Source organism: Bacillus rhizoplanae (assembly GCF_917563915.1).
Classification (GTDB): domain Bacteria; phylum Bacillota; class Bacilli; order Bacillales; family Bacillaceae_G; genus Bacillus_A; species Bacillus_A rhizoplanae.
Map to the genome: position 1 here is coordinate 36,766 of NZ_CAKJTI010000021.1, position 25,777 is coordinate 62,542.

General features: G+C 37.0%; 28 protein-coding genes and 1 riboswitch. Of the genes, 17 read left to right on the forward strand and 11 right to left on the reverse strand.

The window, feature by feature from the left end; all coding sequences use genetic code 11:
* Window positions 1–69: 69 nt before the first annotated feature.
* The gene (luxS, locus tag LRP84_RS16510) at window positions 70–543 is read left to right on the forward strand and encodes an S-ribosylhomocysteine lyase LuxS (protein ID WP_230576081.1); all 474 of its coding nucleotides are present in this window, start codon (window positions 70–72) and stop codon (window positions 541–543) included.
* Between the two features lie 271 nt (window positions 544–814).
* Here luxS and ytzI read toward each other — a convergent pair whose 3' ends face one another.
* Complete coding sequence (gene ytzI, locus LRP84_RS16515; RefSeq protein ID WP_230576082.1) at window positions 815–958, reverse strand: YtzI protein; 144 nt, start codon at window positions 956–958, stop codon at window positions 815–817.
* A 110-nt stretch (window positions 959–1,068) separates the two neighbouring features.
* Between ytzI and LRP84_RS16520 the strand changes: the two genes are divergently transcribed.
* The 4 genes from LRP84_RS16520 (at window position 1,069) to LRP84_RS16535 (ending at window position 4,418) form a co-directional block, all read left to right on the forward strand.
* Window positions 1,069–1,383 (forward strand): hydrolase, encoded by a 315-nt coding sequence (locus LRP84_RS16520; RefSeq protein WP_230576083.1) that lies wholly within the window; start codon window positions 1,069–1,071, stop codon window positions 1,381–1,383.
* Window positions 1,384–1,464: 81 nt separating this feature from the next.
* Window positions 1,465–1,944 (forward strand): RNA deprotection pyrophosphohydrolase, encoded by a 480-nt coding sequence (gene ytkD / locus LRP84_RS16525; protein ID WP_230576084.1) that lies wholly within the window; start codon window positions 1,465–1,467, stop codon window positions 1,942–1,944.
* 431 nt (window positions 1,945–2,375) lie between these two features.
* Entirely contained in the window at window positions 2,376–3,467 is a 1,092-nt protein-coding gene (locus LRP84_RS16530; RefSeq protein ID WP_230576085.1) for a recombinase family protein, read from the forward strand.
* Window positions 3,468–4,019: 552 nt separating this feature from the next.
* Window positions 4,020–4,418, forward strand: a complete 399-nt coding sequence (locus tag LRP84_RS16535) for an RDD family protein (protein ID WP_230576086.1) — start codon at window positions 4,020–4,022, stop codon at window positions 4,416–4,418.
* 23 nt (window positions 4,419–4,441) lie between these two features.
* Here LRP84_RS16535 and LRP84_RS16540 read toward each other — a convergent pair whose 3' ends face one another.
* The 3 genes from LRP84_RS16540 to LRP84_RS16550 are packed head-to-tail and all read right to left on the reverse strand — an operon-like array spanning window position 4,442 to window position 7,018.
* Window positions 4,442–5,248 carry an ABC transporter permease gene (locus LRP84_RS16540; protein WP_230576087.1) on the reverse strand — a complete coding sequence of 269 codons (807 nt, stop codon included), beginning with the start codon at window positions 5,246–5,248 and terminating at the stop codon, window positions 4,442–4,444.
* A complete protein-coding gene (locus LRP84_RS16545; protein ID WP_230576088.1) occupies window positions 5,241–6,005 on the reverse strand; it encodes an ABC transporter ATP-binding protein in 765 nt (254 codons plus the stop codon). Before LRP84_RS16545 ends, LRP84_RS16540 begins: the two co-directional genes overlap by 8 nt.
* A gap of 11 nt (window positions 6,006–6,016) precedes the next feature.
* Window positions 6,017–7,018 carry an ABC transporter substrate-binding protein gene (locus tag LRP84_RS16550; protein ID WP_230576089.1) on the reverse strand — a complete coding sequence of 334 codons (1,002 nt, stop codon included), beginning with the start codon at window positions 7,016–7,018 and terminating at the stop codon, window positions 6,017–6,019.
* Window positions 7,019–7,245: 227 nt separating this feature from the next.
* Between LRP84_RS16550 and LRP84_RS16555 the strand changes: the two genes are divergently transcribed.
* The 4 genes from LRP84_RS16555 (at window position 7,246) to LRP84_RS16570 (ending at window position 12,180) form a co-directional block, all read left to right on the forward strand.
* Window positions 7,246–8,220: a phosphotransferase enzyme family protein gene (locus LRP84_RS16555; RefSeq protein WP_230576090.1), complete on the forward strand. Its 975-nt coding sequence runs from the start codon at window positions 7,246–7,248 to the stop codon at window positions 8,218–8,220.
* A gap of 177 nt (window positions 8,221–8,397) precedes the next feature.
* On the forward strand, window positions 8,398–9,198 hold the full coding sequence (locus LRP84_RS16560) for a 2-phosphosulfolactate phosphatase (RefSeq protein ID WP_230576091.1): 801 nt from the start codon (window positions 8,398–8,400) through the stop codon (window positions 9,196–9,198).
* Between the two features lie 310 nt (window positions 9,199–9,508).
* The gene (locus LRP84_RS16565) at window positions 9,509–11,392 is read left to right on the forward strand and encodes an acyltransferase family protein (protein WP_230576092.1); all 1,884 of its coding nucleotides are present in this window, start codon (window positions 9,509–9,511) and stop codon (window positions 11,390–11,392) included.
* Window positions 11,393–11,550: 158 nt separating this feature from the next.
* Complete coding sequence (locus LRP84_RS16570) at window positions 11,551–12,180, forward strand: hypothetical protein (RefSeq protein WP_230576093.1); 630 nt, start codon at window positions 11,551–11,553, stop codon at window positions 12,178–12,180.
* Between the two features lie 61 nt (window positions 12,181–12,241).
* On the opposite strand, the gene LRP84_RS16575 is transcribed toward LRP84_RS16570, so the two are convergent.
* Window positions 12,242–13,144 carry a Nif3-like dinuclear metal center hexameric protein gene (locus LRP84_RS16575; protein ID WP_230576094.1) on the reverse strand — a complete coding sequence of 301 codons (903 nt, stop codon included), beginning with the start codon at window positions 13,142–13,144 and terminating at the stop codon, window positions 12,242–12,244.
* A 134-nt stretch (window positions 13,145–13,278) separates the two neighbouring features.
* Between LRP84_RS16575 and LRP84_RS16580 the strand changes: the two genes are divergently transcribed.
* Complete coding sequence (locus LRP84_RS16580; RefSeq protein WP_230576095.1) at window positions 13,279–13,602, forward strand: iron-sulfur cluster biosynthesis family protein; 324 nt, start codon at window positions 13,279–13,281, stop codon at window positions 13,600–13,602.
* Window positions 13,603–13,748: 146 nt separating this feature from the next.
* Here LRP84_RS16580 and LRP84_RS16585 read toward each other — a convergent pair whose 3' ends face one another.
* The gene (locus LRP84_RS16585; RefSeq protein WP_230576096.1) at window positions 13,749–13,973 is read right to left on the reverse strand and encodes a hypothetical protein; all 225 of its coding nucleotides are present in this window, start codon (window positions 13,971–13,973) and stop codon (window positions 13,749–13,751) included.
* 224 nt (window positions 13,974–14,197) lie between these two features.
* Between LRP84_RS16585 and LRP84_RS16590 the strand changes: the two genes are divergently transcribed.
* Window positions 14,198–15,103: a DMT family transporter gene (locus tag LRP84_RS16590; protein WP_230576097.1), complete on the forward strand. Its 906-nt coding sequence runs from the start codon at window positions 14,198–14,200 to the stop codon at window positions 15,101–15,103.
* Between the two features lie 23 nt (window positions 15,104–15,126).
* Here the strand turns inward: LRP84_RS16590 and LRP84_RS16595 are convergent, their stop codons facing one another.
* Together LRP84_RS16595 and pckA are read right to left on the reverse strand one after the other, a co-directional pair.
* Window positions 15,127–15,348: a hypothetical protein gene (locus LRP84_RS16595; protein WP_098306599.1), complete on the reverse strand. Its 222-nt coding sequence runs from the start codon at window positions 15,346–15,348 to the stop codon at window positions 15,127–15,129.
* 250 nt (window positions 15,349–15,598) lie between these two features.
* On the reverse strand, window positions 15,599–17,185 hold the full coding sequence (gene pckA, locus LRP84_RS16600; protein WP_230576098.1) for a phosphoenolpyruvate carboxykinase (ATP): 1,587 nt from the start codon (window positions 17,183–17,185) through the stop codon (window positions 15,599–15,601).
* Between the two features lie 219 nt (window positions 17,186–17,404).
* Window positions 17,405–17,529, forward strand: a riboswitch (SAM riboswitch).
* A 167-nt stretch (window positions 17,530–17,696) separates the two neighbouring features.
* Here pckA and metK point away from each other — a divergent pair.
* Entirely contained in the window at window positions 17,697–18,896 is a 1,200-nt protein-coding gene (gene metK / locus LRP84_RS16605; RefSeq protein ID WP_230576099.1) for a methionine adenosyltransferase, read from the forward strand.
* A 425-nt stretch (window positions 18,897–19,321) separates the two neighbouring features.
* On the opposite strand, the gene LRP84_RS16615 is transcribed toward metK, so the two are convergent.
* On the reverse strand, window positions 19,322–19,594 hold the full coding sequence (locus LRP84_RS16615) for a hypothetical protein (protein ID WP_437438790.1): 273 nt from the start codon (window positions 19,592–19,594) through the stop codon (window positions 19,322–19,324).
* 73 nt (window positions 19,595–19,667) lie between these two features.
* Between LRP84_RS16615 and LRP84_RS16620 the strand changes: the two genes are divergently transcribed.
* The 3 genes from LRP84_RS16620 to LRP84_RS16630 are packed head-to-tail and all read left to right on the forward strand — an operon-like array spanning window position 19,668 to window position 21,431.
* A complete protein-coding gene (locus LRP84_RS16620) occupies window positions 19,668–20,177 on the forward strand; it encodes a MogA/MoaB family molybdenum cofactor biosynthesis protein (protein ID WP_230576100.1) in 510 nt (169 codons plus the stop codon).
* Window positions 20,174–20,764 (forward strand): molybdenum cofactor guanylyltransferase, encoded by a 591-nt coding sequence (mobA, locus tag LRP84_RS16625; RefSeq protein WP_230576101.1) that lies wholly within the window; start codon window positions 20,174–20,176, stop codon window positions 20,762–20,764. Before LRP84_RS16620 ends, mobA begins: the two co-directional genes overlap by 4 nt.
* A gap of 22 nt (window positions 20,765–20,786) precedes the next feature.
* Window positions 20,787–21,431: an NUDIX hydrolase gene (locus tag LRP84_RS16630; RefSeq protein WP_230576102.1), complete on the forward strand. Its 645-nt coding sequence runs from the start codon at window positions 20,787–20,789 to the stop codon at window positions 21,429–21,431.
* Window positions 21,432–21,505: 74 nt separating this feature from the next.
* Here the strand turns inward: LRP84_RS16630 and LRP84_RS16635 are convergent, their stop codons facing one another.
* Window positions 21,506–22,039 (reverse strand): GNAT family N-acetyltransferase, encoded by a 534-nt coding sequence (locus LRP84_RS16635; RefSeq protein WP_230576103.1) that lies wholly within the window; start codon window positions 22,037–22,039, stop codon window positions 21,506–21,508.
* 151 nt (window positions 22,040–22,190) lie between these two features.
* Window positions 22,191–22,631 carry a hypothetical protein gene (locus LRP84_RS16640; protein ID WP_230576104.1) on the reverse strand — a complete coding sequence of 147 codons (441 nt, stop codon included), beginning with the start codon at window positions 22,629–22,631 and terminating at the stop codon, window positions 22,191–22,193.
* A 394-nt stretch (window positions 22,632–23,025) separates the two neighbouring features.
* Between LRP84_RS16640 and LRP84_RS16645 the strand changes: the two genes are divergently transcribed.
* On the forward strand, window positions 23,026–24,885 hold the full coding sequence (locus LRP84_RS16645; protein WP_230576105.1) for a GAF domain-containing sensor histidine kinase: 1,860 nt from the start codon (window positions 23,026–23,028) through the stop codon (window positions 24,883–24,885).
* Window positions 24,860–25,498, forward strand: a complete 639-nt coding sequence (locus LRP84_RS16650) for a response regulator (RefSeq protein ID WP_230576106.1) — start codon at window positions 24,860–24,862, stop codon at window positions 25,496–25,498. Before LRP84_RS16645 ends, LRP84_RS16650 begins: the two co-directional genes overlap by 26 nt.
* Window positions 25,499–25,777: the final 279 nt, after the last annotated feature.

Genomic DNA, 25,777 nt, shown 5'->3' on the forward strand with positions numbered 1-25,777 from the left:
TACTAATTTGCAATTCCGTTATATCATATTGGATATAACGGAATTAAATTAAAAGCGGGAGAGATGCATATGCCATCAGTAGAAAGCTTTGAATTAGATCATACAATTGTAAAAGCGCCTTACGTAAGACATTGCGGCGTTCATAAAGTAGGCAGCGACGGTGTCGTGAATAAATTTGATATTCGTTTTTGTCAACCAAATAAGCAAGCGATGAAGCCAGATGTGATTCATACGCTAGAACATTTATTAGCATTTAATTTACGTAAATATATCGATCGTTATCCTCATTTTGATATTATTGATATCTCGCCAATGGGCTGCCAAACAGGATATTATCTTGTCGTAAGCGGTACGCCGACAGTACGCGAAATCATTGATTTATTAGAGTTAACACTGCAAGATGCAGTAAAAATTACAGAAATTCCTGCGGCAAACGAAACGCAGTGCGGCCAAGCGAAGCTTCATGACTTAGAAGGCGCAAAACGCTTAATGAATTTCTGGTTAAGCCAAGATAAAGATGAACTTGAGAAAGTGTTTGGATAAAACGTGGGAAAGCTGCCTGTGAAAGGCAGCTTTTTTAATTGGCGGATGTATGTATGTCGAATGGTGTCAAAGAATCTTTATATTGTGTCGAAGCGCCGATATATCGAAAAAAGCGTCGATATATATGCTATTTGCGCCGATATATTGTAAAAAGCGTCGATATAAAGAAGTGTCAGAGCAGTGGTATATCGAGTGAGAATGCTATCTGTAAAAAATCCAAAGCGGCTAAAAATAGTGTGCTGCCAGTAACATGCTTAATATTTTAAGTATGTTACTGTCCCTTTTCTTCTTGATACGGATTATCCTCTACAGAATCTACTGAATGTTTATACGAATATCCCTTATTAATCGTTAATACTGAAAGTAATAACACAACAATTACCACAATGACCGCTATAATTAATATCTTCATCATATAAAGGCCCCCCTTTTTTTTATTTTATCATTGCATATACTCTCTTTTACATATTTTTGTAAGAAAATGAAAACAATAGAAAGTAAAGCGGGTGAAAGAAGGGACGTTCTATGGATAAGAAAACATACTATGTTTCAGTTGCAAATGGCGAAATTTCACAGGTGAAAACGGCCAATACATATAGTTTTGCGATTCAAGCGACAGACGAGGAAATTATTAAGCTCCGAGAATATTTTGATCAAGCATATCGTGAAGATCTTGGAGCATTTGTGCGCTCACATGTTCCGTTTGTCGAATATCATAATGATTCCAATAATGATCGGTTCGATGAACAACTGCAAGAAGCATATCGAATGATTTATGAATTAGGGGATCAGGAAGCGAAAGAATTGATTGCACAGATGGGGATTATCAACGGGTTATGATTGGATAAGATTAGTCATACTAGTCAGAATGTGCTACAATTTGTGGTAAGAAACTTGTAACCATCAATAGGGGAGTAGGGCATGTACACATTTAAAGATTATTATCATAACACTGTACAATTATCGTTTGAACGTTACCCATTTTCTCCAGAACCAAAGCATGTTTGGGTTGTGTGTCGATATGGGAATCAATGGTTATTAACACATCATTTGCGCCGGGGTCTTGAATTTCCAGGTGGAAAAGTAGAAGCTGGGGAAACACCAGAAGAAGCGGCAGCTCGTGAAGTTCATGAAGAAACGGGCGGCATTGTATCAAGCTTAACGTATATCGGACAATATAAAGTATCCGGAAAAGACAAAATAATCATTAAAAACATTTATTTCGCAACAATCAGTGCAGTAGAACAACATACGCACTATGAAGAAACGAAGGGATCTGTACTACTAACACATATTCCAGAAGATATTAAAGAGAATAGACGCTTCAGCTTCATTATGCGCGATGACGTACTAGCGCGCACAATGCAGCATATAGAAGAAATCGGCTGTTTCACGAAATAGAGCAGTCGATTTCTTTTTATTTTTTTGATTATATTTCCTTATTCATGTTAGAGAAGAATCAAAAATATTATATAAATGGAAAAAACTCGGCTGTTTTACGAAATAGCCGAGTTTTTTTATCACGCATTAACGGGCAGTAAGACCCCACCTCAAGATTCAGAGAGAAGCAAAGAGATAACTGCCCGTAAAAGCCCGATTGGTTCAACTAACCATCAATGGGGGATGAAGAAAACCCCCATTGACGGAAGTTTCACTTTATCTTTTTACAGAAGTAGGTCTGTTAGTAGGGGATAAACAGTTGCAGCGGACGGCGGCGTCCAGATTAAATGAAGTTACTTTTACCAAGTGAATAATAGTTAAATCGTGCTGTTGTATATCTTGCCAAAATTGATTATGATTTCAATGACATAATAGAGTGCAGGGAGGACATTATGAGGAAACACCGTATTCATTTTTTATTTTTGCTCATATTGATTTGTTTTATTAGTAGCTGTAGTAAAGCAACAGATGTGGCAGAAGAACAAGAGATATGTAAAACAAAAGAAGAATGTATAAAAAAGGGAGATGCATTCCTTAGTAAGGTTAATAAAAAAATGCAGGGAATTTCTGAACTAGAAGCATATACGGAAGTAGAAAATAAAGAACAATTAACAGCTTATGAAGAACAAAGAAAAGATGACGAACGTTACTTCTTTTTAGCCTCTTATTATATTGATAATGATGAATTAGTAGATCCATATTTTGAAGAGCTAGATAAAAAGAAATTATATAAAGTATTTGCTGATGATAAAGATGCAAGTAAAGAAGTGATCGCATCTCATGAAGATATGGATTATCATCAAACGCTATGGGACATGTACAGCCTCTTAATTCCAGCAAAATATAGAGAGGATATTAAAGAATTCGATATTGTAACGGACGGATACGATAATATCGTTGCTCATGTTATGCAAAATGCAGAAAATCCTGAAGACTGGATAATAAGTTTAGATGCGTTAGATTCTAACATAAATATAAACGAAGTGATAAAAACGTTAATTCATGAAACCGCTCACGTTTTAACATTGAATAGCACACAAATTCCTGTGGATCAGAAGTATATAAAAGATGTTACAGAGGAAAAAGACATTTCGGCATATGAAGCAAAATGTACGGCGCTGTTTTTAACAGAAGGCTGTACAAAAAAAGATTCGTATGTAAATCAATTTTATGAGCAGTTTTGGAAACCGATTGAAAGTGAATGGAAAGAGAAAAAAGTAGAAACAAATTTAGAAGCGCAAATGCAGTTTTTTAAAGAACATGAAGACAAATTTGTTTCTGAATATGCAACAACGAATGTCGCAGAAGACATTGCTGATACATTTACCGCGTTCATTTTACAAGATTCTAGCAAAGTGAAAGAATCAAAAGAAGTAAAGTATCAAAAGATTGCTTTCTTTTATCAATTTCCAGAGCTCGTGAAGATGAGAGCGGAAGTGCTGTCAGGGTTACAGCAAATTTCGGAGGAAGTGGAAGAAGCGTAGGATAATTCATTATCTTTATCCCGCATTAACGGACAGTAAGACCCCCATCTCAAGATGCAGAGAAAAGCAAAGAAGGTAGGTGGGGGATAACTGTCCGTAAAAGCCCGATTGGTGAGAGCTTTCCATCAGTGGGGATGAAGAAAACCCCCACTGATGGAAGTTTCACTTTATTTCTTTGCGTCTCAAAGACATTCAAAATGAAAAAAAATGATGTATAGATTCTGTATTTGAAAAAGAGGTCTTTTTTATAATATTCATAGAATAAAATATAAGATTCTCCTGAAATCTGTTATACTGTGAGAGCTATAGTTTTAGGATGTGATTTATAGAGGAGATGCGAACCTTTTTGTTTAAGCAAGAGTATAGTTTTTTATTAATTTACGTTTAATGAGAATATTCAAACCTATGATTGGATGTTTGGACAAAGAGAAAAATAGTTACAAACATTTGAGTATTCGGATGGTGTTTAAGCTAGAGGAGAGAATCTATAAATACATCCCAAATCTAAAGAGAGCTTTTTTGCGAAATACACAAGAGAATGGAGAAAATAATATGAATCAACAACTAGCAGGATTTTGGAGACGATTTGGAGCTAATTTTTTAGATGGACTAGTGTTAGTTCCTTTTCTTGTAATTTTTATGTGGTTAGGTATGTCTGAGGAGAAATCAGATAATGTAGTAGGTATTTTAGAAACGTTATACTATCTAATTGTTCCTGTCTTATGGGCAGGGTTTACAGTAGGTAAGAAAGCATTAGATATTCGAATTGTACGTATTGATGGAAAAAAAATTACGATTTGGACTACGTTAAAACGCTACCTATTAGGTGGAATTGTATATGGAATTACGTTTGGTATTGCTGTTATCGTAAGTGCATTTATGGTAGCACTGCGACAAGATAAACGTTCTATTCATGATTTTATTGCAGGAACAAAAGTTGTTCGTGACTAATATGAAAAGCAACCTATACATTGTTAGGTTGCTTTTTTCGTACGTGTAATGAACTTTTCAAATCCCGCAACAAGCACATACATAAGTGTTGCGAGAATACATGTGAGAAGTACGCTAAGCAAAACGAGCGTAAAGTTAAAGACTTGAAAGCCGTAGCTAATTAAATAGCCAAGCCCTTCTTTTGAAATGAGCAGTTCCCCGAAAATCACTCCAACCCAAGAGAGACCGACGTTTACTTTTAATGTAGAAATGATAGCTGGGAATGATGCTGGTAAAATGACTTGTTTATAACATTGCCATTTGTTTGCGCCAAAGGTTTGCATGACTTTCAAATAATTGGCGTCCACTTCTTGAAAGGCACTATAAATGACGAGAATGGTAACGATGATGGAAATAATGACACCCATCGCCACCGCAGATGAGATATTCGGGCCGAAGATGACGATAATAATCGGACCGAGCGCGACCTTTGGCATTGCATTTAAGACGACAAGGTATGGATCGAGTACACGGGCAATGAAAGGGCTCCACCATAGGAAGGTTGCAATGCACGTACCAAGAAATGTTCCGAGTATAAAGCCAAGGCACGTTTCAAAGAGCGTTGTATAAATGTGCGGCCAAAGAGAATGATCCTGCCATTTTGTGATGAGTAAATGAAAGATGCTAGAAGGTGAACTAAATAGTAATGGATCAATCCACTGGTTTCGGCTAGCGACTTCCCACAATGCGAAAAAGAGAAAGAGAATGAATAGCTGCAACGTTCGTACAGCAAGTGTTTGTTTTATTTCTCGTTTTCGAAAGTCTTGATGAATTTCTTTTACATTATCCAAGGTGTTCCAACTCCTTCCATATTAACTGGAAGAATGAAGGGAAATCGGGATGCTGACGCGCTTCAAATGGTGAAAGGCAGCGAATGTTTTCTGGGACAGAAAAGACTTTGGCGATGCGGCCTGGTTTTGCTTGCAGTAAGTAAATGCGATCGCTCATCGCAATAGCCTCTTCGATGTCGTGCGTAACGAGAAGCGATGTCTTTTTATATTCTTTTAAAATAGAAAAAACGAGTTCTTCTAATTTTAATTTTGTTTGGTAATCGAGTGCAGAGAATGGTTCGTCTAGTAATAATATTTTCGGATCTGTTGCGAGTGTTCGAACGAGAGCGGCACGCTGGCGCATTCCTCCTGATAATTCATGCGGATATTGTTTTTCAACACCTTGCAGGCCGACTTGTTCTAATAGCTGCAAGGCGTGTTGCTTCGTTTTTGATGTGTATGCTTTTGTAATGCGTAAGCCGACTGAGATGTTATCTTCAATCGTTTTCCACGGAAACAAGTAATCTTGCTGAAGCATATAACCGATGGAGGATGTTGGTTTTGTCACACATTCTCCGTCGAGAAAGACAGTTCCCTCAATTGGCTGCAGTAAGCCTGAAATAATGGAAAGTAGTGTTGTTTTCCCGCAGCCGCTAGGGCCAAGGAAGGAGATAAATTCCCCTTCCTCGATTGTTAAGGAAATATTTGATAAGACGAGGCTGGCATTGTCTTTTGAGAAGAAGCAATGGGATACGTTAGAAAGCTGTAGAAGGTTCATTGCATGGTCCTCTATTTCTTAATAACACTTTCTGCAATGGATGTGTTCACTAAATCTTTATGTTGCACTTCTTTCGGTAATTCGCCAGCTTCTTTCATAATACTTTGCAGTTGTTTCCACTCTGCTTCATCTAACAATGGATTCGTTGCGTACGAATGTTGCTGTTTGTAACGATCAATAACTTTCACCATAATATCTTTTGATGTATCTTTAAAGCGCGGTTCAACAGCTTTTGCAATTTCTTCGGGGCTATGTGTATCGACCCATTGCTGCGCCTTATAAATAGCGCGTGTAAATTTCTCGGCAGTTGTTTTGTCTTTCTTTAAGAAGCTTTCTTTTGCCATAAAGGTTGTATACGGAACAGTTCCAGATTCAACGCCAAATGAAGCAACGATGTAGCCTTTTCCTTCTTTCTCAAAAATACTAGCAGTTGGTTCAAAGAGCTGTACGAAATCACCTGTTCCAGAAGCAAAGGCATTCGCAATATTTGCAAACTCGATATTTTGAATTAAATTTGTATCTTTGTGTGGATCAATTCCGTGCTTTTTCAGTACGTATTCGCCAGCCATTTGCGGCATACCGCCTTTACGTTGACCGAGGAAAGTTGCACCTTTCACATCACTCCAATTAAAAGACTCCAATTTTTTACGAGAAACGAGGAATGTTCCGTCTGTCTGTGTTAATTGCGCAAAGTTAATGACAGGGTCTTTTGCCCCTTGAGCGTAAACATAAATAGATGTTTCTGAACCGACAAGGGCAATATCGATGCCATTTGATAATAAAGCTGTCATCGTTTTATCGCCGCCAGCTGTTGTTTGCAAATCAATGTCTAACCCTTCATCTTTAAAAAATCCTTTTTCCATAGCGACATATAACGGAGCATAAAATAATGAATGTGTTACCTCACCAACGCGCACTTTCTCTAACTTTGTACTTTCCTCTTTTTTATTACACGCAACAAACGTAAAGACAGCAAGGAAGACAATTAAAAAACACGCTAGAACTTTTCGCAATTTATGACACCTCCTAAAAATACATCTACTTTAATGTATGTAGGTAAATGCCTATATGTGAGTGGACAGAGGAGGAATTTTTTGAGCAGAAAAGAAAAAATAATGGTGTGCGGATTTTGTTTTTTTCGTCATGAAAATGGAAATATCACTTTGTTAAAAGAGATGAAGGAAATGTGCAAGGGAAAACTAATATATGTAAAGGAGAAAAAAGAGAAGGGGTATATGACATGCATGCGAAAGTCAAACAAGCATTGAAATATTTTGGTGGGAAAGAAGAAAGCTGTGTTAAGCTCTCTAGCGGATTTCAAAATGAGGTATATGAGTATACGTATGAAGGGAAACGCCGTATTTTACGGATTACGCCGAGCTCTCGCAGAAATTTAAAACAAATACAAAGTGAACTGGATTTTATACGCAGTTTACAAGCAGGCGGCGTGAATGTTTCCTTGCCAGTTGCCTCTTGTTTCGGAAATGATATAGAACGAATAGTTATGGATGAAGAGGCATTTTTTATCACTTCATTTGTAAAAGCACCTGGTCAGTTTGTGAATGTTGCGAATGAGCAAGAATGGAATGTGAGACTGTTTCAAAACTGGGGACAAACGATTGGTAAAATGCATGCGATTGCGAAACAAAATGATGGTGTTTATGAAACATATGAGAGACCAATCTGGAAGCCGGATGAAAAATCCATAAATTTTTTATTATCCATTAGTAAACCATTAGCTGTAAGCTATGAAAAAATAATTACAAAGGTTCAGACGCTTTCTAAAAAGAGAGATACATATGGACTGATCCATAATGACCTCCATCAAGGAAACTTTTTTGTTCAAGGCAATGCATTAACAATCTTTGATTTTGACGATTGTTCGTTTTGCTGGTTTGCACAGGATATTGCTGTATCATTTTATCACGCAGTGTGGCAAGGAGTATCAGTAAGACCGGAACATGTATCCTTTCCGCAAGAATTTATGAAGTATTTCATAGAAGGATACAGCAAAGAGCATCATATGAATAAAGAGATACTAAAACAAATTCCACTTTTTCTTAAACTGCGGGAAGTTTTTTTATTTACGCTGTTTCATGAAGTATGGGATTTTGACAAGTTAGAAGAATGGCAGGCTTACACATTAACAGATTTGCGATATCGGATTGAACAGGGAGTTCCGTATACAGATGTGGATTTTTTAAGTTTTGCGTAAGGATATAAAAAAAGCGATGTAATAACTCACTGAATGTGTAAGCTATTACATCGCTTTTTTTATACAGACCTTATTCAATATGCTATCAAAATTTTGAAAAGTAGTCTATTTCTTTTTATAGCATACAGCTAACATGAGAGTGACAGTAAATAATAATGGATGGAGAGATGATATTATATGTCAGTTTTTGATCAATCTTCATTTCAATGCCGCATAGAGTGGGGTCGGCGCGGCGCTAGGGAGGCAGCAAAGCGTGGGGATATTACAATTATTGTAGATGTTCTTAGTTTTTCTTCAACCGTAGTCACAGCTTTACATGTAGGGGCTGAGATCTTTCCATATCCGCTGCCGTTAAATGAAAAAGCAAAAGCGTATGCACAGCAATTAGGTGCAGAGCTTATGTTAAGCAGGGCAGAAGCAGCGAAAATGGGCAAGCATTCTTTATCCCCGGTAACATTTAACGATGTTGATCAGGGGAGCAGGTTTGTTTTATGTTCATTAAACGGTGCGTCTTGTACATGGATTGCTTCGAAAGTTCCTGCTCTTTTCATTGGCTGTTTACTGAATGCTTCAGCTGTTGCGGAAGCTGCGAATCTCCTTCAAAAGCAAACTGGTGCAAATATTACGGTTGTCCCTTGCGGAGAACATTGGGAAGATCCACAGGAAGATGAAAATGAGCTGAGGCCAGCAATAGAAGATTATTTAGGAGCAGGTGCAATCATAGAAAAATTACAGGGAAGCAAGTCAGGTGAAGCGCAGTTATGTAGGGGTGCTTTTCAATATGCAAAGTCCAATCTTAATGAGTTCATTTGGGATTGTGGGAGTGGCCGAGAGTTACGTGAACGTGGATTTGCAGAGGACGTAACACATAGTGCATCTCTAAATCTACTGCAAGTAGTACCATTTTTACAGAATGATCGGTTTGTGAATTTTATCCCGCTATCTTTGGGCAGTAAGCCCCCCACCTCAAGATTCTGAGAAAAGCGAAGAATCTTGAGGTGGGGGATAACTGCCCGGAAAAGCCCAGTACCATCAGTGTGTGATAAAGGGAATTTGTTATATAAACTAGCATTTTCTACAAATTATCCTTTTTAATTTGATAGAATCAATATGTCTAAGTTCGGTAGATTTCTTGTACCGGAACCACATTACACGCATCTCAGTTGAACCTTTACATTATTGATGATACATTTTAAAATGTAGTATTACGTAAAAGATAAGTGATTTATATTTTGATTATAGTATGAAATTGATAGAATTCTTAGAGAAACATGGGAGATGACTGTGAATGCCTGAACCATTAAAGAAAGATCGTCGTTATATGGTTGGATTAGAAAGTCTAAGAGGCCTAGCCATACTAAGTGTTATTTTGTATCATCTCAATCCTAAGTGGCTGCCTGGAGGATTCCTAGGCGTTACTGTATTTTTTGTACTTTCTGGTTATTTAATTACCGATCTTCTTGTTATTGAATGGAAAGAAAAAAAGAGGATTGATTTGAAGAATTTCTGGTTACGTAGAGCAAGGAGATTGCTTCCAGGAATGCTTGTTATGCTTGTTATAGTCTTAGCATGGATTACAATTTTCCATAGTTCTTTACTTGGGAAAATGTGGGGAGATTCGTTAGCAGCTTTATTCTATGTTAGTAACTGGTGGTATATATTTCACAAAGTATCATATTTTGATAGTTTTGGCCAACTTGCTCCACTGAATCATTTTTGGTCATTAGCTGTTGAGGAACAGTTCTATGTAGTTTGGCCACTCATAATTAGTTTAGGATTTTCCTATATAAAAAAACAGTCACGTATGACTCTGCTTATTTTTCTTGGAGCGATTGCTTCAGCCGTCGCAATGGCAATGATATATGTACCGGGTACTGATCCAAGTAGGGTTTATTATGGTACCGATACAAGGGCGTTTTCCTTATTGATTGGTGCAGCACTCGCTTTAATTTGGCCGAGCAGTAGGCTTGCTAATAAAATTATCCCGTCAGCTCGTCTTGCTCTTGATGTAATTGGAGGAATTGCTCTTATTGTGATTCTCTTTATGTTTTGGAAGACGAATCAATATGATCCATTCCTATACCGCGGAGGAATGTTCCTTTTCTCGGTTGTTACCGCATTATTAGTAGCGAACCTTGCTCATCCAGCTAGCCGAATTAGTGCATTTTTAAGGTTTAGACCTTTACGATGGATGGGTGTCCGCTCCTATGGGATATATCTTTGGCATTATCCGATTATCACATTGACAAGCCCGCAAGTAAATACTGGAGAATTTCATTTTACAAGGGCTATTTTTCAACTTTTTCTTATTCTGTTTATAGCGCAGCTTTCATGGAAATTTATCGAAAATCCAATTCGTCAAGGTGCATTGAAGAATATTCGTTTACATAACTTAAAAATAAGAAACTTGGCGTTAGGTGGTAAGCTAGCTTTAGCATTTGCACTATTGATTTCTGTGACAGCTGGTTTCGGTTTAGTAACAGGGAGCCAAGCAAAAGCGGATTCTAAAAAAGCTAGTATAGAAGCAGTACAAACAGAACAAAAAGAGCAAAAAGAACAAACAGAACAAAAAGAACAAACAGAACAAAAAGAGCAAAAAGAGCAAAAAGTACAAACGGAACAAAAAGAACAAGCAGAAAAAACAGAACAGGCTGATAAACCAGCTCAAAATAAAGAAGAAAAAGGAACTGTTTCTGAGAAACCAAAAGAACCTCCAACAGTTACAGCCATTGGAGATTCAATTATGATTGATATATCTCCATATTTGCAAAGTGCTTTTCCTAATATTAAGATCGATGCGAAGATTGGAAGACAAATGTCTGAAGCAACCGCTACGGTAGATAAAATGAAAAAAGAGGGTAATTTAGGAGATTACGTTATTATTGGATTAGGTACAAATGGAGCATTTACTACTGAGCAAATAACATCATTGATTGAGTCAATAGGTAATGAACGTAAAGTTATATTAATTAATACAAGAGTGCCTCGTCCATGGGAATCATTGGTTAATGAAAGATTAAAAGAAGCAGCGAAAAATTTCTCAAATGTCACACTAGTCGATTGGTATTCAGCAAGCGCTGGGAAGCAGGAATATTTTGCACCAGATGGAGTCCATTTGACGAAAACAGGGGCAGAGGCATACGCTTCACTTGTAGCGAAGCAGATTAAGTAGGCTTTCATGATAAATAGATAAGAAGAACTTGGTGATATATTAAACTGTACTTCGAATGATAGACCATAAAAGTGGCTTTTGAATCCAGGAGAATTGTACAAGCCTTCTTTTATTTTTTTCATATTATATTATGGAGAAAATATAGGAGGTTTGTTTATTTGAGTGATAATTACAACGAGAAAAATGTTGGGCTTTCTCCTCCTTGGGTTATATATTTTAATGAACTTAAGTTTTCAATTGGAGAAAACCCAGGAGTAACAGTTGGACCACTTATTCCTGCTGGTGATGATTATATTATTCTTGTAACAGTAACAGGAAATGAGAAAGCACGGGCAATCGCAACAATTCTTAATCCGACGGTGAACTTCGGAAATATTAATGTAAATGTTGTCGTTTCAAATAGAGAAGGGCAAATGATTGCTCCGTTTTCGTGTCCATTAGACGCTTTTGAAATTGCACATGTCTTTCAATTGGCTCTAGAAGGAAATCCGTTTTTTGAGGATGTGGTTGTGAAACCGCAATTACCTGGAGAGCAAGATGTCGTGTATCCTGTTTTTAAGCCCAAGGTTATTCAGTTTTTCAATGATGACATTTCGAATCTATGTAATACGTTTGTAGCGGTTGCGGCAAATGTATTCAAAGATGTAATACTAAATACACTATGCGATATACCTATCTTGTTTTCTACAAGTTGTGGTGGAACAGGTACAGTGAGCAAAAAATCAGCGAATTTTGAAATGAAAAATCAGGGGATTGCACCTCGGCTTTTTTATAAAGAAGTAGCATAATTGGTGCTGCTATAACGAAAAAACGCTATTCTTTTTTACAGAAAGAATAGCGTTTTTTGTATTAATACCACCATTTCTCCTGCGGCAGCAACACAACATTTACATGAAAGTTTTGCAAAAACCAATCATACATTAACGTCTTTTTCACCAAAAACTCAGACGCAGAATGAGAGACCCCAATAAGCGACATACTTGTATGCGGGATATATTCTTTCATGATGGCATATTTCTTTTTTCCATATTCGTTATCAATATGACAATGCACCTCTCCGGTAAAATAAGCTTGTGCACCTTTTTCCTCTGCTTCTTGCATCATACTTACTTTATCACCGCATCCTGCGACGATGGCGATTTTCGAAATATGAGAACGTTCTTGTCCTTCAAAGTCTACATACGGAATATCAAAAATGCTTTTTGCTTTTTCAATTAACGCATTTGTATGTATTGGGGCAATTTCACAAATTAATCCATCGTCTTCAGCAAAGCTTTCAATGACTGACGCATGGAGCGCTTTGGCGATAGCGATATTTGTACCATATGCTTGGTGGCGGTCCATTGGCACATGACATGTGTACACAGACAATCCTTTTTCTTTTATGGCCTGTAAATACTGTTCGGGAATAGGAACGAATCCACGCCCTGGTAGGCCTTGCGGGTCTCCGCATTCCATGACAAGTGGGTGATGCATAAATAATAAGTCACCGGCTGTTCCTTCAGAAAGAAACTTATCTAGTACCTCATCCGTTGGAAAGACAGCTAAAAAGACGTTATGCACAGTATCCGCTCCTTTTAGCATGAGCCCGTTAAAATATGTAACAAAATCATCTTCAAAGAAATCTTGCCACGGGAAAGAGATTGGATCGTAAACGGCTGGAATAAAACGGCTAAACCCAGGGTCTATTCCATATTTATGTACTGCAAATAAAGTATCTAATTGATGTTGTATGTCTTGGAGTGTTGGCATCATGAACTCCTCCTTTGGAAAATATATGAATTTTATTATATATTTGAATGAATTTTCTGTATATATAAATCAGATCAGTTTATGAAAAAGAATGGTACAATAGGATAATTGTTATATATGTAGGAGGAAAAACAATGAATGTTACAGTGACAGAAGCGGCATATGCAAAAATAAAAGAAATGATTCCAAGTGAGGCAAAATATATAAAATTATTTTATGATAACGAAGGATGCGGCTGTGTGATGAGTGGGATTATTGACCTAGTTGCTGTATCTGAAAAAGATGAGAGCGATGTAGAGATTTCATCAAACAAATTTCAGTTTATTGCAGATCGAACGAAGCTTGTTTTTATGGATGATAACTTGATTGTTGATTTTCAGGAATCAGGAGGAAACTTTCAATTAAAAAGCCCAAGTCAATATTATAATCCGAATATGAAATTGCATGTTCGGGTGTAATGAATAGAATAAAAAAGAAGAAAGCGGATTAAACTTGCTTTCTTTTTTTTTATTTTGCTACTTGTATACGTTAAGATTCAGAGGAAACAAAGAAGATGGCTAGAGGAACATAGTCTGTAGGAGACTTAGCGTTGAAGTAGCACATATTAAGGAATTTCTTGTTCTTGAATAATTGTTTCGGTTTCGGTTGAGGAATCACCGTTTCCAAAGAGGTAGAAAGAAAGGCCTCCAAGAACAACGAGAAATAAAAAGAGTATAATAAGTATGACTGTGATGATGGTTCCTCGCTTCCTATGCTGTCGCTGGGATAGTAGATTTTCTATCTTTTCGAGTTGTTGTTCTACATGTTCTAGTCGTTTGTCTGTACTCATATATATTCCTCCTTTCGTATGATAAAACCTTATGCATACCTTGAGGATTGTTATTCCATCTGTCCTAGTATTTTTTCTGTGTTCATACATATTCTTCCTTTATTATGTATGCAAAACCTTATGCATATAGAAAGGATAAGTAGGATGTTTGAAGGAAAGAAGGAATTTCAACATGTTTCTTGAAATTTAATGAGGTAAAGGATTAGACATAGTGGGGGAAATGTATGAAAAGATGGGGAATTGAATTACTGCTTTTCTGTGTCGTTATCATATGGGGAATCAATTATACAATCGGAAAATACGGTCTTGTAGAATTAACAGCAATCCAATTTACAGCAATGCGCATGGTTACTGCTGCACCGCTTTTATTATTGTTGACGTTTTACATAGAAAAATCGCTTTATATTGCATGGAAAGATGTTGTAAGACTTATTTTCGTTAGTATGGTCGGGATTACGCTGTATCAAACACTGTTCATGGAGACGATTCAACATACGTCTGCAACAAATGCGTCACTATTAATTTCGATTTCTCCTATTTTTACAATGATGTTTGCCGTATTCTTGAAAGAAGAACAGCTTTCATCACGTAAACTCATTGGATCGGTCATTGCGTGTATAGGAGCAGCACTTGTATTACTTGCAGGCCATTCACTTGTGCAATCGTTTTATGGCAATGCAATTGGACTTATTACTTCGCTTTGCTGGGGATTGTATCCTGTCTTAGCAGGGCCGCTTATGAAGAGATATTCAGCCCTGCGCGTAACGGCCTGGTCAGCAGCAATTGGTGCAGTGCCACTTGTAGTATTAAGCGGTTGGCAAATTGTTCAGCTGCCTTTTGTCATTCAGCACGGTAGTACATGGTTTTCATTATTTTATTCTATTTTTCTTGTTACAGTGTTCGGACTTGTCATGTGGTACGTTGGGATTCAAAAAATCGGTGCATCCCATACGATGGTATATATGTACGTTACACCGTTTGTAGCAGTTTTATTTGCGGCAATATGGGCGAGAGAGCAGCTATCTTTACAACAAATGATAGGTGGAATTGTTATTTTTGTTGGTTTGTGGTTTGTAAAATCTAAAAAAGCTAATCAAACATTACTCGTAAAAGAAAATATATCAAAATAAGAAAGCAGATCAAATCTGCTTTCTTATTTTTTTATTTTAGGTAAGAAAATAAGATACAAAATAGCTGTAATAAATGGAATCCAGTTGAGGACAGGTAAGCGGAAAAAGCTAATAAGAATCATACCTGTGAGAAGAACGCTGAGGACCGCATAAAAAATACTATGCTTAGGTGTGTACCAATATAATGTTAGGCCAACAAGAGCTGGGATAACAAAATGAATAAGAGCGATTAAAAAGAAGAGCAATGGAAGTCCCTCCTTTACCGTGTACTTATATATTATATCCATATTTTGTGAGATTGATAGCTTGTTTTTTAGAAATCGTCAAAAATGTTTGCAAATAGGAAAGAGGCTTACGAAATGAATCGTAGGCCTCTTTTATATGTAAGCATGTGCTATCACAAGAAAACGTGGGCTTTGTCGGTGAGTACTTGTTTTCTTGCAATAACAACATACTTATTCACATGATTTAGGATATTTCAAAGTAAAGTCGGGTTTAAGCGATTGGACCGCCAAGGTTTACAATTGTTTCAGAAACGTTATCAAATTTCTTGAAGTTTTCTTTGAACTTATTCGCAAGCTCAGTTGCTTTTGCTTTGTAAGCTTCTTTATCAGTCCATGTTTGTTCTGGCATTAATACTTCATCAGGTACACCAGGAACATGAAGTGGTACTTCAAGACCAAAGATATCATGTTTCGCTGTTTCAGCGCTATCTAACTCGCCGTTTAATGCAGCTTGCACCATTGCGCGTGTATGACCTAAGTTCATACGTTTTCCAACGCCGTATTCGCCGCCAGTCCAGCCAGTGTTCACTAAGAATACTTTAGCATCGTGCTTCTCGACTTTTTCTCCAAGCATTTCTGCATAGCGAGATGCATCAAGCGGTAAGAATGGAGAACCGAAGCATGTTGAGAATGTTGCTTGCGGTGAAGTAATACCGCGCTCAGTTCCTGCTAATTTACTCGTGTAACCACTTAAGAAATGGTACATCGCTTGCTCTTTTGTTAATTTGCTGATTGGAGGCAATACGCCAAATGCATCAGCAGTTAAGAAAATGATTGTATTTGGATGACCTGCAACGCTAGGTAATACGATGTTATCAATTGCATCAATTGGATAAGCTGCACGTGTATTTTCTGTTAATGCAGTGTCATCATAATCTGCAATGCGTGTATGATCATCAATCACAACGTTTTCTAAAACAGAGCCGAATTTAATCGCGTCAAAGATTTGTGGCTCTTTCTCGCGAGATAAGTTCACACATTTTGCATAGCAACCGCCTTCGATATTGAATACGCCGTTATCAGACCAACCATGCTCGTCATCACCAATTAATTTGCGGTGCGGATCGGCAGATAATGTTGTTTTACCTGTTCCAGATAAACCGAAGAATAAAGCAACATCGCCTTCTTCACCTACGTTTGCAGAGCAGTGCATAGAAAAAATATCTTGTTCTGGAAGTAAGTAGTTCATGATAGAGAAGATTGATTTTTTCATTTCACCAGCGTATTCTGTACCGCCGATTAACACGATACGCTTTTCAAATGACACGATAATAAATGTTTCTGAGTTCGTGCCGTCAACTTCTGGATCTGCTTTAAAGTTTGGTGCAGATACAATTGTGAACTGTGAATCATGATTTTTTAATTCTGCTTCAGTTGGACGAATGAATAATTGATGTGCGAATAAGTTATGCCATGCATATTCATTAATAACTTGAAGAGGAAGACGATAGTTGCGGTCTGCTCCTGCAAATCCTTTGAATACGAATAGCTCTTCTTTTTCTTTTAAGTATTCTAATACTTTTGTATATAATTTATTAAAATGCTCTTCAGAAATCGGCTGGTTTACAGAACCCCAAGCGATTTTATCCGTAACAGATGCTTCGTCTACAATAAATTTATCTTTCGGAGAACGTCCTGTATATTTTCCTGTTGAAACAGAAACAGCGCCAGTAGAAGTCAATCGTCCTTCTTTTCTCATTAATACTTTTTCCGTTAATTGTGGAACGCTCAATTGAACCTGTGCATTGCTTCCGTTTAATAGTTCATGTAATCCAATATGGACATTCACAGTACTCATATTTATTTACCATCCTTTGTTTGATTTATGAATATTCCTCGTAATTCCCACTAAAAGTATAACACAATCATATAAATAATGTATACTATTTATTTATTTTTGTTTGTGTTATTATATTACTTTTTTCCATAAATTTCTGTCGTTAAAAACTTATAGGAATATGTGTATATAGATTGACAAATGAAAAGCATTTCTTTAGTATAGTTGAGGACGGATACTCTCTTATCCCGAGCTGGCGGAGGGACAGGCCCGATGAAGCCCGGCAACCTCACTTGTATGTACGACAAGCGCAAGTGAATAGGTGCTTAAACCTGTGCGAGATGTAATGTCTCGAGCGATAAGAGCGAAGGGCAAAAAGGCAGTATGCAAGTAGCGAATAAAACCTTTCCTCTATATAATAGGAAAGGTTTTTCTTTTGCGCTTGTGGGAGAATACATGAATGTCGCAGTTTGTGGCAAATTAAGGATGAGTTCCGTACAATATATACATCTACTGTAGGGAGGTTTACCACATGACAAAAAAACGTCATCTGTTCACATCTGAGTCTGTAACTGAAGGACATCCAGATAAAGTTAGTGACCAAATTTCTGATTCAATTTTAGATGCAATCTTAGCAAAAGATGCAAACGCACGTGTAGCTTGTGAAACAACAGTAACAACTGGTTTAGTATTGGTAGCGGGAGAAATTACGACTTCTACTTATGTAGATATTCCAAAAATCGTTCGTGAAACAATTAAAGGAATTGGTTATACTCGTGCAAAATACGGTTTCGATTCAGAAACTTGTGCAGTTTTAACATCTATCGATGAGCAGTCTGCTGACATCGCAATGGGTGTTGACAAAGCGTTAGAAGCACGCGAAGGTCAAATGACTGACGAAGAGATCGAAGCAATCGGTGCAGGCGACCAAGGTTTAATGTTTGGTTTCGCATGTAATGAAACAAAAGAATTAATGCCGCTTCCAATCTCTCTTGCTCATAAATTAGCTCGTCGTTTAACGGAAGTTCGTAAAGATGATACATTACCATACTTACGTCCAGACGGTAAAACACAAGTAACAGTTGAGTATGATGAAAACGGTAAGCCAGTTCGTGTTGATACAATTGTAATTTCTACACAACATCATCCAGAGATCGCTTGGGAACAAATCGATCGCAACTTAAAAGAATTTGTAATTAAACCAGTTGTACCAGCTGAATTAATCGATGAAGAAACAAAATTCTTCATTAACCCAACTGGCCGCTTCGTTATCGGTGGACCACAAGGGGATGCTGGCTTAACAGGTCGTAAAATTATCGTAGATACTTACGGTGGATACGCTCGTCACGGCGGCGGTGCATTCTCTGGTAAGGATGCAACAAAAGTTGACCGTTCTGCAGCATACGCAGCTCGTTACGTTGCGAAAAACATCGTAGCAGCAGGTCTTGCTGACAAAGCAGAAGTACAACTTGCATACGCAATCGGCGTAGCGAAACCAGTATCTATCTCTGTTGATACATTCGGCACTGGAAAAGTATCTGAAGAAGTATTAGTAGAACTAATCCGCAACAACTTCGATCTTCGCCCAGCTGGTATCATCAAAATGCTAGACTTACGTCGCCCAATTTACAAACAAACAGCAGCATACGGCCACTTCGGACGTACTGATGTAGATCTTACTTGGGAGCGTACAGACAAAGCTGATTCTTTAAAAGAGCAAGCTGGTCTATAATATAGGAAGAAACAAGGAGCTGATCAAAAAGTCCACTTTTTGGTCAGCTCCTTCTACTTTTTTGATGTTATCTATTTCCAGCGGCTGGATGGCTCGTATATCGAACATTGTCGAAGGGTCTTTATATTCTGTCGAAGCGCCGATATATTACAAATAACGCCGATATATCGGTGGACACGTAAAAAGAAGCTGACTCAAAAGGCACTTATGTGCCTTTTGAGTCAGCTTCTTTTTATTTAATTGCTTTCCTGTTTTTCTAACTTCCCAACGCAGGAAGTACAATACACTTCTCCGCCTAGTTCAATATATTTTTAAATATTTGTTATGCCGCTTGGTGGATATTGCATGTAAATCCAAGAACGTTCATGTACTGCAATTTCCTTTCCGCATGATGTACACATAGCTGATTTTTTACCGAACATCGATTATTGCCCCCTCTGTGAACGGGATTTTCCAAAGCAGTATGCACTGCAAAGTAAAAAGATTGTCGCGAAGCCAAAACCACCGATGGCTGCGTAAGGTACAGCGTCTTTTAGTGCCATGCCAGCGCTAATGGAAGCGACGAAAAGTAAGATAAATAGTGTCGTTAATTTTCGCATTGTATCGATATGAAATTCCTCCCTTTTGAAAACCCCTATATTTCTATTATAAGGAAAAATACGGAAGTAAGATGTTTTTTCTATAAAAATGCGTGACATGCCTCACATTTTTTGGCTGCTGTATCATATATGATAAAATTTAGAGAGGTTAATCAAGGAGGAGGAAAATAGAATGAGCGTCACAGAACATAAAAAACAAGCACCGACACAGGTTCGTTGCAAAATCATAACGATTTCGGATACACGTACAGAAGAAACAGATAAAAGTGGACAGTTATTAAAAGAGTTATTAATAGAAGCAAATCATCAAGTAACAGCTTATGAAATTGTAAAAGACGATAAAGAAAGTATTCAGCAAGCTGTGTTAGCAGGCTGCCAACAAGAAGATGTAGATGTTGTGTTAACAAATGGCGGCACTGGAATTACAAAACGTGATGTTACAATTGAAGCAGTAGAAGCGTTGCTTGATAAAGAAATTGTAGGCTTTGGAGAACTATTTCGGATGATTAGTTATTTAGAAGATATCGGAAGCGCGGCGATGTTAAGCAGGGCAATTGGCGGGACAATTGGACGGAAAGTTGTCTTTTCTATGCCAGGATCAACAGGTGCAGTTCGCCTGGCAATGAATAAATTGATTTTACCAGAGCTTGGCCATATTACATTTGAGTTGCACCGACAATGAAAATTGCAGGAATTGTATTAGCCGGCGGACAGTCCAGTCGTTTTGGAGAACCGAAAGCATTAGCAACTTGGTGCGGAAAAACATTTATTGAACATAGTATAGAAGCTTTGAAAGAAGTTGTTACAGACATTGTTGTGATTAGCCATCCAGCGATTACAAATGAGCTCTCGCATATACTGCATGTACCAGTTGTAGAAGATATTGCGCTGTATAAAGGAAACGGTCCGCTTGCCGGTTTATTAACAGGTATGGAATTTGTAGAGGCAGATTGGTATATCGTTGCACCGTGCGACACACCAAATATTTCGAAAAAGTGGGCAATGGAATTAGTAGAACGAGCAGATGAGACATATGAAGCAATTGTTCCAATAGTTGAAGGGCGAAAACAACCACTTTTAGCGTTATATCATCACCGAGCAAAAGAAAAAATAGAACAGTTATTAAAAGAAGGTAAGAGAAGTATGCAGGGGCTATTATCTCAGTGTAATGTCCAGTATGTGACGGCGGAAGAATCGCAGTTATCAAAAGAGTTATTTCTTAATGTAAATACAAAAGAAGAATATAGCCAATTACAGAAGAGAAAGTGAATGGGGAAGAAGGGAATATATAATGGAGAGTGAATTACTGAAAATATTTGATGAACATAGAAACCCAATAGGAGTCGCAACTCGTGAAGAAGTACATAAAATGGGGCATTGGCATGAGACGTTTCACTGTTGGTTTATAAGTAGAGAAAATGGAGTAGATTATATTCACTTTCAAATTCGTAGTCATACAAAAAAGGACTATCCAGATCTACTAGACATTACAGCTGCTGGACATATATTGGCACACGAAACGGTATATGATGGAATCCGGGAGGTGGAGGAAGAAGTAGGGATCGATGTCTCGTTTGATGAATTAGTGTCATTAGGTATTATCGATTATTGCGTTACAATAGGAGATTTTATTGATAAAGAATTAGCTCACGTTTTTTTATATGAAAATAAAAAACCAATGGACGAATATAAGCTGCAAATAGAAGAAGTATCAGGCATTGTTAAAGCTGAATTTAACAGTTTTTCTGAACTTTGGTTAGGAGAAATGGATGAAATTACAGTGGAAGGATTCGAAATGAATAAAGCTGGTGAAAAAGTTTTAATCCATAAGAACGTAGATAAAAGTAAATTTGTGCAGCATGAACATTCGTATTATGAGAGCATTATAAGGTTGATGAGAGAGAATATGAGATCGTTAGGGAGTGCTGAAGCGTAAAGCGAATGACCAAATAATTTTTGAATGGATAGGAGGTTTATTCTTAACCTCCTGCCCATATTTATAATAGGTATTTAAATCATCAAGCCCATAATAAGAGTATTATAATAAACACCATTGATATACGTATCTTGTTTCAATAGCCCTTCTTCTTCAAATCCAACTTTTTTATATAACTCGATTGCTCTGTCATTATCTTCTCTCGTTACAAGATGTATTTTCTTAGTAGTCCCATTTAATCTTGCCCACTCGATAAGCTCGTCCATCAGTATTCTACCTAAACCGAATCCGCAGTGCTCTTCCGCAATTACGATTCCTAGTGTTCCTACATGTTTCGTTCTAGCTTTTGGGCTAGAGGTAATGGATGCGATGCTTAGGATTTCATCATCCATTGTTGCTAGTAAGATGATGGAACTATTATCTACTCTAGTAGATTCTATGAATTTTTCATAATCATGTAAAGACATACTGAATTCATTTTTCCCGAATGAAAGAAAGTCAGTTTCGCCGCCGACTACATTATAAAAATCAATCATAGATTGAGCGTCTTTTTGTAAAGCTTCTCTTATAATTATTTCTTTTCCGTTTCTTAAACATATTTTTTTCATATCTATCAACTTCTTTCGAATTAGTTAAGTTCATCATAATATTAATGTTTAAAATTGAATAGCGTTAATTTTATGTATGCTACAAGTGAAATAAATATAAAAAGAAGAGGACTACCCCTCTTCTTTTTAAATAGTTGTTTTGTTATTTACTTTAGGAGACACACATAAAGTTTCTGATTTGTGCATATCGATAGCTTACTTTTCGGCGACGTCCTCCTTGCCAAGTATATCCAGATACCCCATTTTTTCTAACTTCAGTTGGATAAAACCAAAAATCTCTACCAAAAGGTCCTGGTGCTCTTAAGCCAATAAATCCCCATCTCCCTAAACAATTACACATCGCTGATCGGATTTGCCCCATTTGTATAGGAGAAGAAAATGCTGCTGGTGCAGATGGTGGTTGTGCTGGTGGTGGTGATGTTGGAGCATCTTCAGCATCATCGGGACGATAGACGTCATCGTCGATCTCCCTTGTGTCCTCGAATGGTTGATAATTTGGGTATTGATAACTTGGGTGTTGATAATCTGGATGTTGATAATACTGCTGTTGATTATAATTTACATACGGATAGTACATTTGCTGGTTATTCATGAAAAAATCACCTCATTTTTTTTTATGCGCATTTAAAATATGAGTATGTTGCGTGATTCCTATATGAAGCTTATTCATAGCCCAAATTAGTCTCAGCACTATGAATTATATGAACAAATTGGACCCAAGACATTATCTTTTACCAGTAAAGAAACAATTATGAAATTGATTTATATACATCTTTGGTTCTATATAGCCCTAAGTGGAATTAGTTTACAATTATAACATTTGGTGGATGGTGAAACAGACAATTTCATTTTATACTAATAGTGTGCCACCCTCCCTAAGGGACAGCGCACAGCCGGTGATTGGCTAATGGGAACATTCTCATTTTGCCAGTGCCGGTTTTTTGTTAGATAATGATGATAATAGATTTTTTGAGGGAGGGATCGTTTTGAAAAAGATAGACTTTACTTCTATGAGAGAACAAGTAGCTAGTTTCTATATTTATTCTATTTCTTTTCTTGGTTTGATTGCTGTTATCATTTCTTTATTTTTAAGTAAAATGCCTTCTCATTTCATATTGCTTTTGTTATTAATTATGTTTATGGGGATTACTGAGTATTTTCCTATCCGTATTTGGAGAGGAGGAATCACACTCAGTCTTACGCTTGTTTATACAATAAATTGGCAGTTTGGAGTATATATAACTGTTGTTTCTTGTGTATGTGCGATGTTATGTACCCATTTGCTTCGCCGCTTACCTATGCAAAGGACACTATTTAATTGTGCCCAGCTTGCTCTTAGTATCATATTAGCAGAATGGCTTTCCAGAGAATGTCTCTCGCTATTTATTTCTGGGATGAATCTCTCAAGTTTATATGAAAAATTTATAAGTTTGTTTTTATTTAGTGTGTTTTTTTCCTTTTTTAACAGCATTCTTTACGACCTTTTAATCGTACTTCTTCCTCAGCCATATCCGCTAGAAGAGTGGCGTAAAAAAAATATATTAGTATTCTTGAGTGTGAGTTTTTGTTTATTTTATTCCTCACTTATACATATTTTAGATTACCGATATCGCGGAGTGATGGATGAAATTATGGTTCTGTTTTTCTTTTTCCCGCTTGTGGCAATCTGCATCATCAGTTCTTTTGTTAGACAAATACGGGTGGAAAGAGAACGTCTATATAAGCTTTTTTCTATTACGACAGAATTAAGTCGTGGATTATCTGCCGGAAACTTAAAACAGATGAAACAATCGCTGAATGGATTTTTAGGAATACAGGCATACGTTCTGTGGGCAAAAGATGAGGAGAACTGGACACTTTTACTAAAAGATGGGGAAGTTCGATCTGACATTTCTGATTTTTCTGACGTGGGTGCGAAGTTTGAAGAGATATCCGAAACGATTGTTGTTACTGATTGGAAAACAGGTATGGCTCCGGGAGATGAAGTGTTTGAAAATACTATACGCTCTCTTGTGTATTTACCTCTTAAAGTAAATCATGAATTGGTTGGAATGTTTGTGGCAGGGAAGAGCAGGAGTGCAAGTTTTATTACTGAAGATGTACAGACTTTAGCTACGTTTGCCAATCAATTAGGTAGCTTGCTTAAAACACGGACACTTGTTTCTGAACAGGAAAAAAGAACGATTTTGGAAGAAAGAAATCGAATTGCTCGTGAAATCCACGATGGAATCGCGCAAGCATTGGCCGGAGTGATATTTCAGCTGGAGTCAGCTCAGAAAAAGTATGCAGATCGACCAAAAGACATGCAGCAAGTGGTAGATACAAGCATAAAAAAATTACGGAAGAGTTTAAGTGAAGTTCGTTATTCTATTTATGCTTTAAAGCCATATCCAACACAAAGGCTAGGGCTAAAACAAGCAATTACAAATAAAATTCAATCCTTAAAACAAGAATATGATCTAGCCATTACATATCATGAAAGAGGACGTTCTCGAAAACTTAATTTTACGAAAGAGCGAGTCATCTTCGATACTTTGCAGGAGAGCTTGCAAAACATTGTAAAGCATGCGAAAGCAGACAAAGTTGATATTTTGCTAAGCTATCAACGAGAACATGTACTTTTGAAGGTGAAGGATAATGGAATTGGCTTTTCCCTTTTTGAATCTATGATTAAAGCAAAGAATGAGCCGCATTATGGTATATTACATATGAATGAACAGGCTGAACAGTTAGGGGCTGCCCTTCAGATTGATAGTTCAGCAGGAAAAGGTACAGAAATCACATTGTTAATTCCAGATTCAGAAATGGGGGAGGAGTATCATGATTCGAATATTAGTAGTGGATGATCATACTGTTTTGCGTGATGGAATTCGAAGTATATTGGAACTCGAATCTGATATGCGAGTAGTTGGAGAAGCTGTTTCCGGGGATGAGGTATTAAAGAAAGTGGAAGAGTGCAAGCCTGATTGTATCTTAATGGATATTAATTTACCAGGAAAAAATGGTATCGAGGCTACATCACTTGTGAAAGGTCAGTATCCGAAATGCCGCGTTCTCGTATTAACGATGTATGAACATGATGAATACTTGATGTCTGCTCTTCGGGCAGGGGCAGACGGTTATTTACTGAAGGATTCATCATCCGAGCAAGTGGTGGCCGCAATTCGAATGGTACTACAAGGAGATTCTGTGATTCACCCGCGTATGACTAAAAAGCTGATTACGTATCATCAACAAACGAAATCAGAATCAAATGAAAATGAACTGACAGAGCGTGAAAAAGAAATCCTGCTTGAATTGGTCAAAGGTCTCAGTAATAAAGAAATTGCTGAAGCCCTATATATCAGTGATAAGACAGTTAAAATTCACATTAATAAGATTTTCAAAAAGTTGAATGTGAAGAGTCGTTCACAAGCTGTCATTTATGCTGTTCGAAATCAGCTTGTTCCATTCTCTTAAATAAAAACGCTTAAAAGAACTGTTCTGTGTTTTATTATTTTACTCAAAATAATAAGATGTGGAATAGTTCTTTTGTTTTATTTGGTTTAGAACTAATAGCTATAAAATTACTTCTTTCGTATAATTTTCAGAAAGATTAAAATTCTAGATAATAAGGACAGAATCATAGTTTACTAGTAGATTAAGAATCTAAAATTTTATATTTGAATCTTAGAACAAATTATAAATCGTAATCATTATTATTTATTGCAACATTTTCAAAGATGTATTATACTAAAT

Coding starts and splice junctions, on each gene's coding strand:
- luxS (WP_230576081.1), top strand. CDS start 70: ATGCCATCAGTAGAAAGCTTTGAATTAGATCATACAATTGTAAAAGCG.
- ytzI (WP_230576082.1), bottom strand. CDS start 958: ATGATGAAGATATTAATTATAGCGGTCATTGTGGTAATTGTTGTGTTA.
- LRP84_RS16520 (WP_230576083.1), top strand. CDS start 1,069: ATGGATAAGAAAACATACTATGTTTCAGTTGCAAATGGCGAAATTTCA.
- ytkD (WP_230576084.1), top strand. CDS start 1,465: ATGTACACATTTAAAGATTATTATCATAACACTGTACAATTATCGTTT.
- LRP84_RS16530 (WP_230576085.1), top strand. CDS start 2,376: ATGAGGAAACACCGTATTCATTTTTTATTTTTGCTCATATTGATTTGT.
- LRP84_RS16535 (WP_230576086.1), top strand. CDS start 4,020: ATGAATCAACAACTAGCAGGATTTTGGAGACGATTTGGAGCTAATTTT.
- LRP84_RS16545 (WP_230576088.1), bottom strand. CDS start 6,005: ATGAACCTTCTACAGCTTTCTAACGTATCCCATTGCTTCTTCTCAAAA.
- LRP84_RS16555 (WP_230576090.1), top strand. CDS start 7,246: ATGCATGCGAAAGTCAAACAAGCATTGAAATATTTTGGTGGGAAAGAA.
- LRP84_RS16560 (WP_230576091.1), top strand. CDS start 8,398: ATGTCAGTTTTTGATCAATCTTCATTTCAATGCCGCATAGAGTGGGGT.
- LRP84_RS16565 (WP_230576092.1), top strand. CDS start 9,509: ATGCCTGAACCATTAAAGAAAGATCGTCGTTATATGGTTGGATTAGAA.
- LRP84_RS16575 (WP_230576094.1), bottom strand. CDS start 13,144: ATGCCAACACTCCAAGACATACAACATCAATTAGATACTTTATTTGCA.
- LRP84_RS16580 (WP_230576095.1), top strand. CDS start 13,279: ATGAATGTTACAGTGACAGAAGCGGCATATGCAAAAATAAAAGAAATG.
- LRP84_RS16585 (WP_230576096.1), bottom strand. CDS start 13,973: ATGAGTACAGACAAACGACTAGAACATGTAGAACAACAACTCGAAAAG.
- LRP84_RS16590 (WP_230576097.1), top strand. CDS start 14,198: ATGAAAAGATGGGGAATTGAATTACTGCTTTTCTGTGTCGTTATCATA.
- pckA (WP_230576098.1), bottom strand. CDS start 17,185: ATGAGTACTGTGAATGTCCATATTGGATTACATGAACTATTAAACGGA.
- metK (WP_230576099.1), top strand. CDS start 17,697: ATGACAAAAAAACGTCATCTGTTCACATCTGAGTCTGTAACTGAAGGA.
- LRP84_RS16615 (WP_437438790.1), bottom strand. CDS start 19,594: ATGTCACGCATTTTTATAGAAAAAACATCTTACTTCCGTATTTTTCCT.
- LRP84_RS16620 (WP_230576100.1), top strand. CDS start 19,668: ATGAGCGTCACAGAACATAAAAAACAAGCACCGACACAGGTTCGTTGC.
- mobA (WP_230576101.1), top strand. CDS start 20,174: ATGAAAATTGCAGGAATTGTATTAGCCGGCGGACAGTCCAGTCGTTTT.
- LRP84_RS16630 (WP_230576102.1), top strand. CDS start 20,787: ATGGAGAGTGAATTACTGAAAATATTTGATGAACATAGAAACCCAATA.
- LRP84_RS16635 (WP_230576103.1), bottom strand. CDS start 22,039: ATGAAAAAAATATGTTTAAGAAACGGAAAAGAAATAATTATAAGAGAA.
- LRP84_RS16640 (WP_230576104.1), bottom strand. CDS start 22,631: ATGAATAACCAGCAAATGTACTATCCGTATGTAAATTATAATCAACAG.
- LRP84_RS16650 (WP_230576106.1), top strand. CDS start 24,860: ATGATTCGAATATTAGTAGTGGATGATCATACTGTTTTGCGTGATGGA.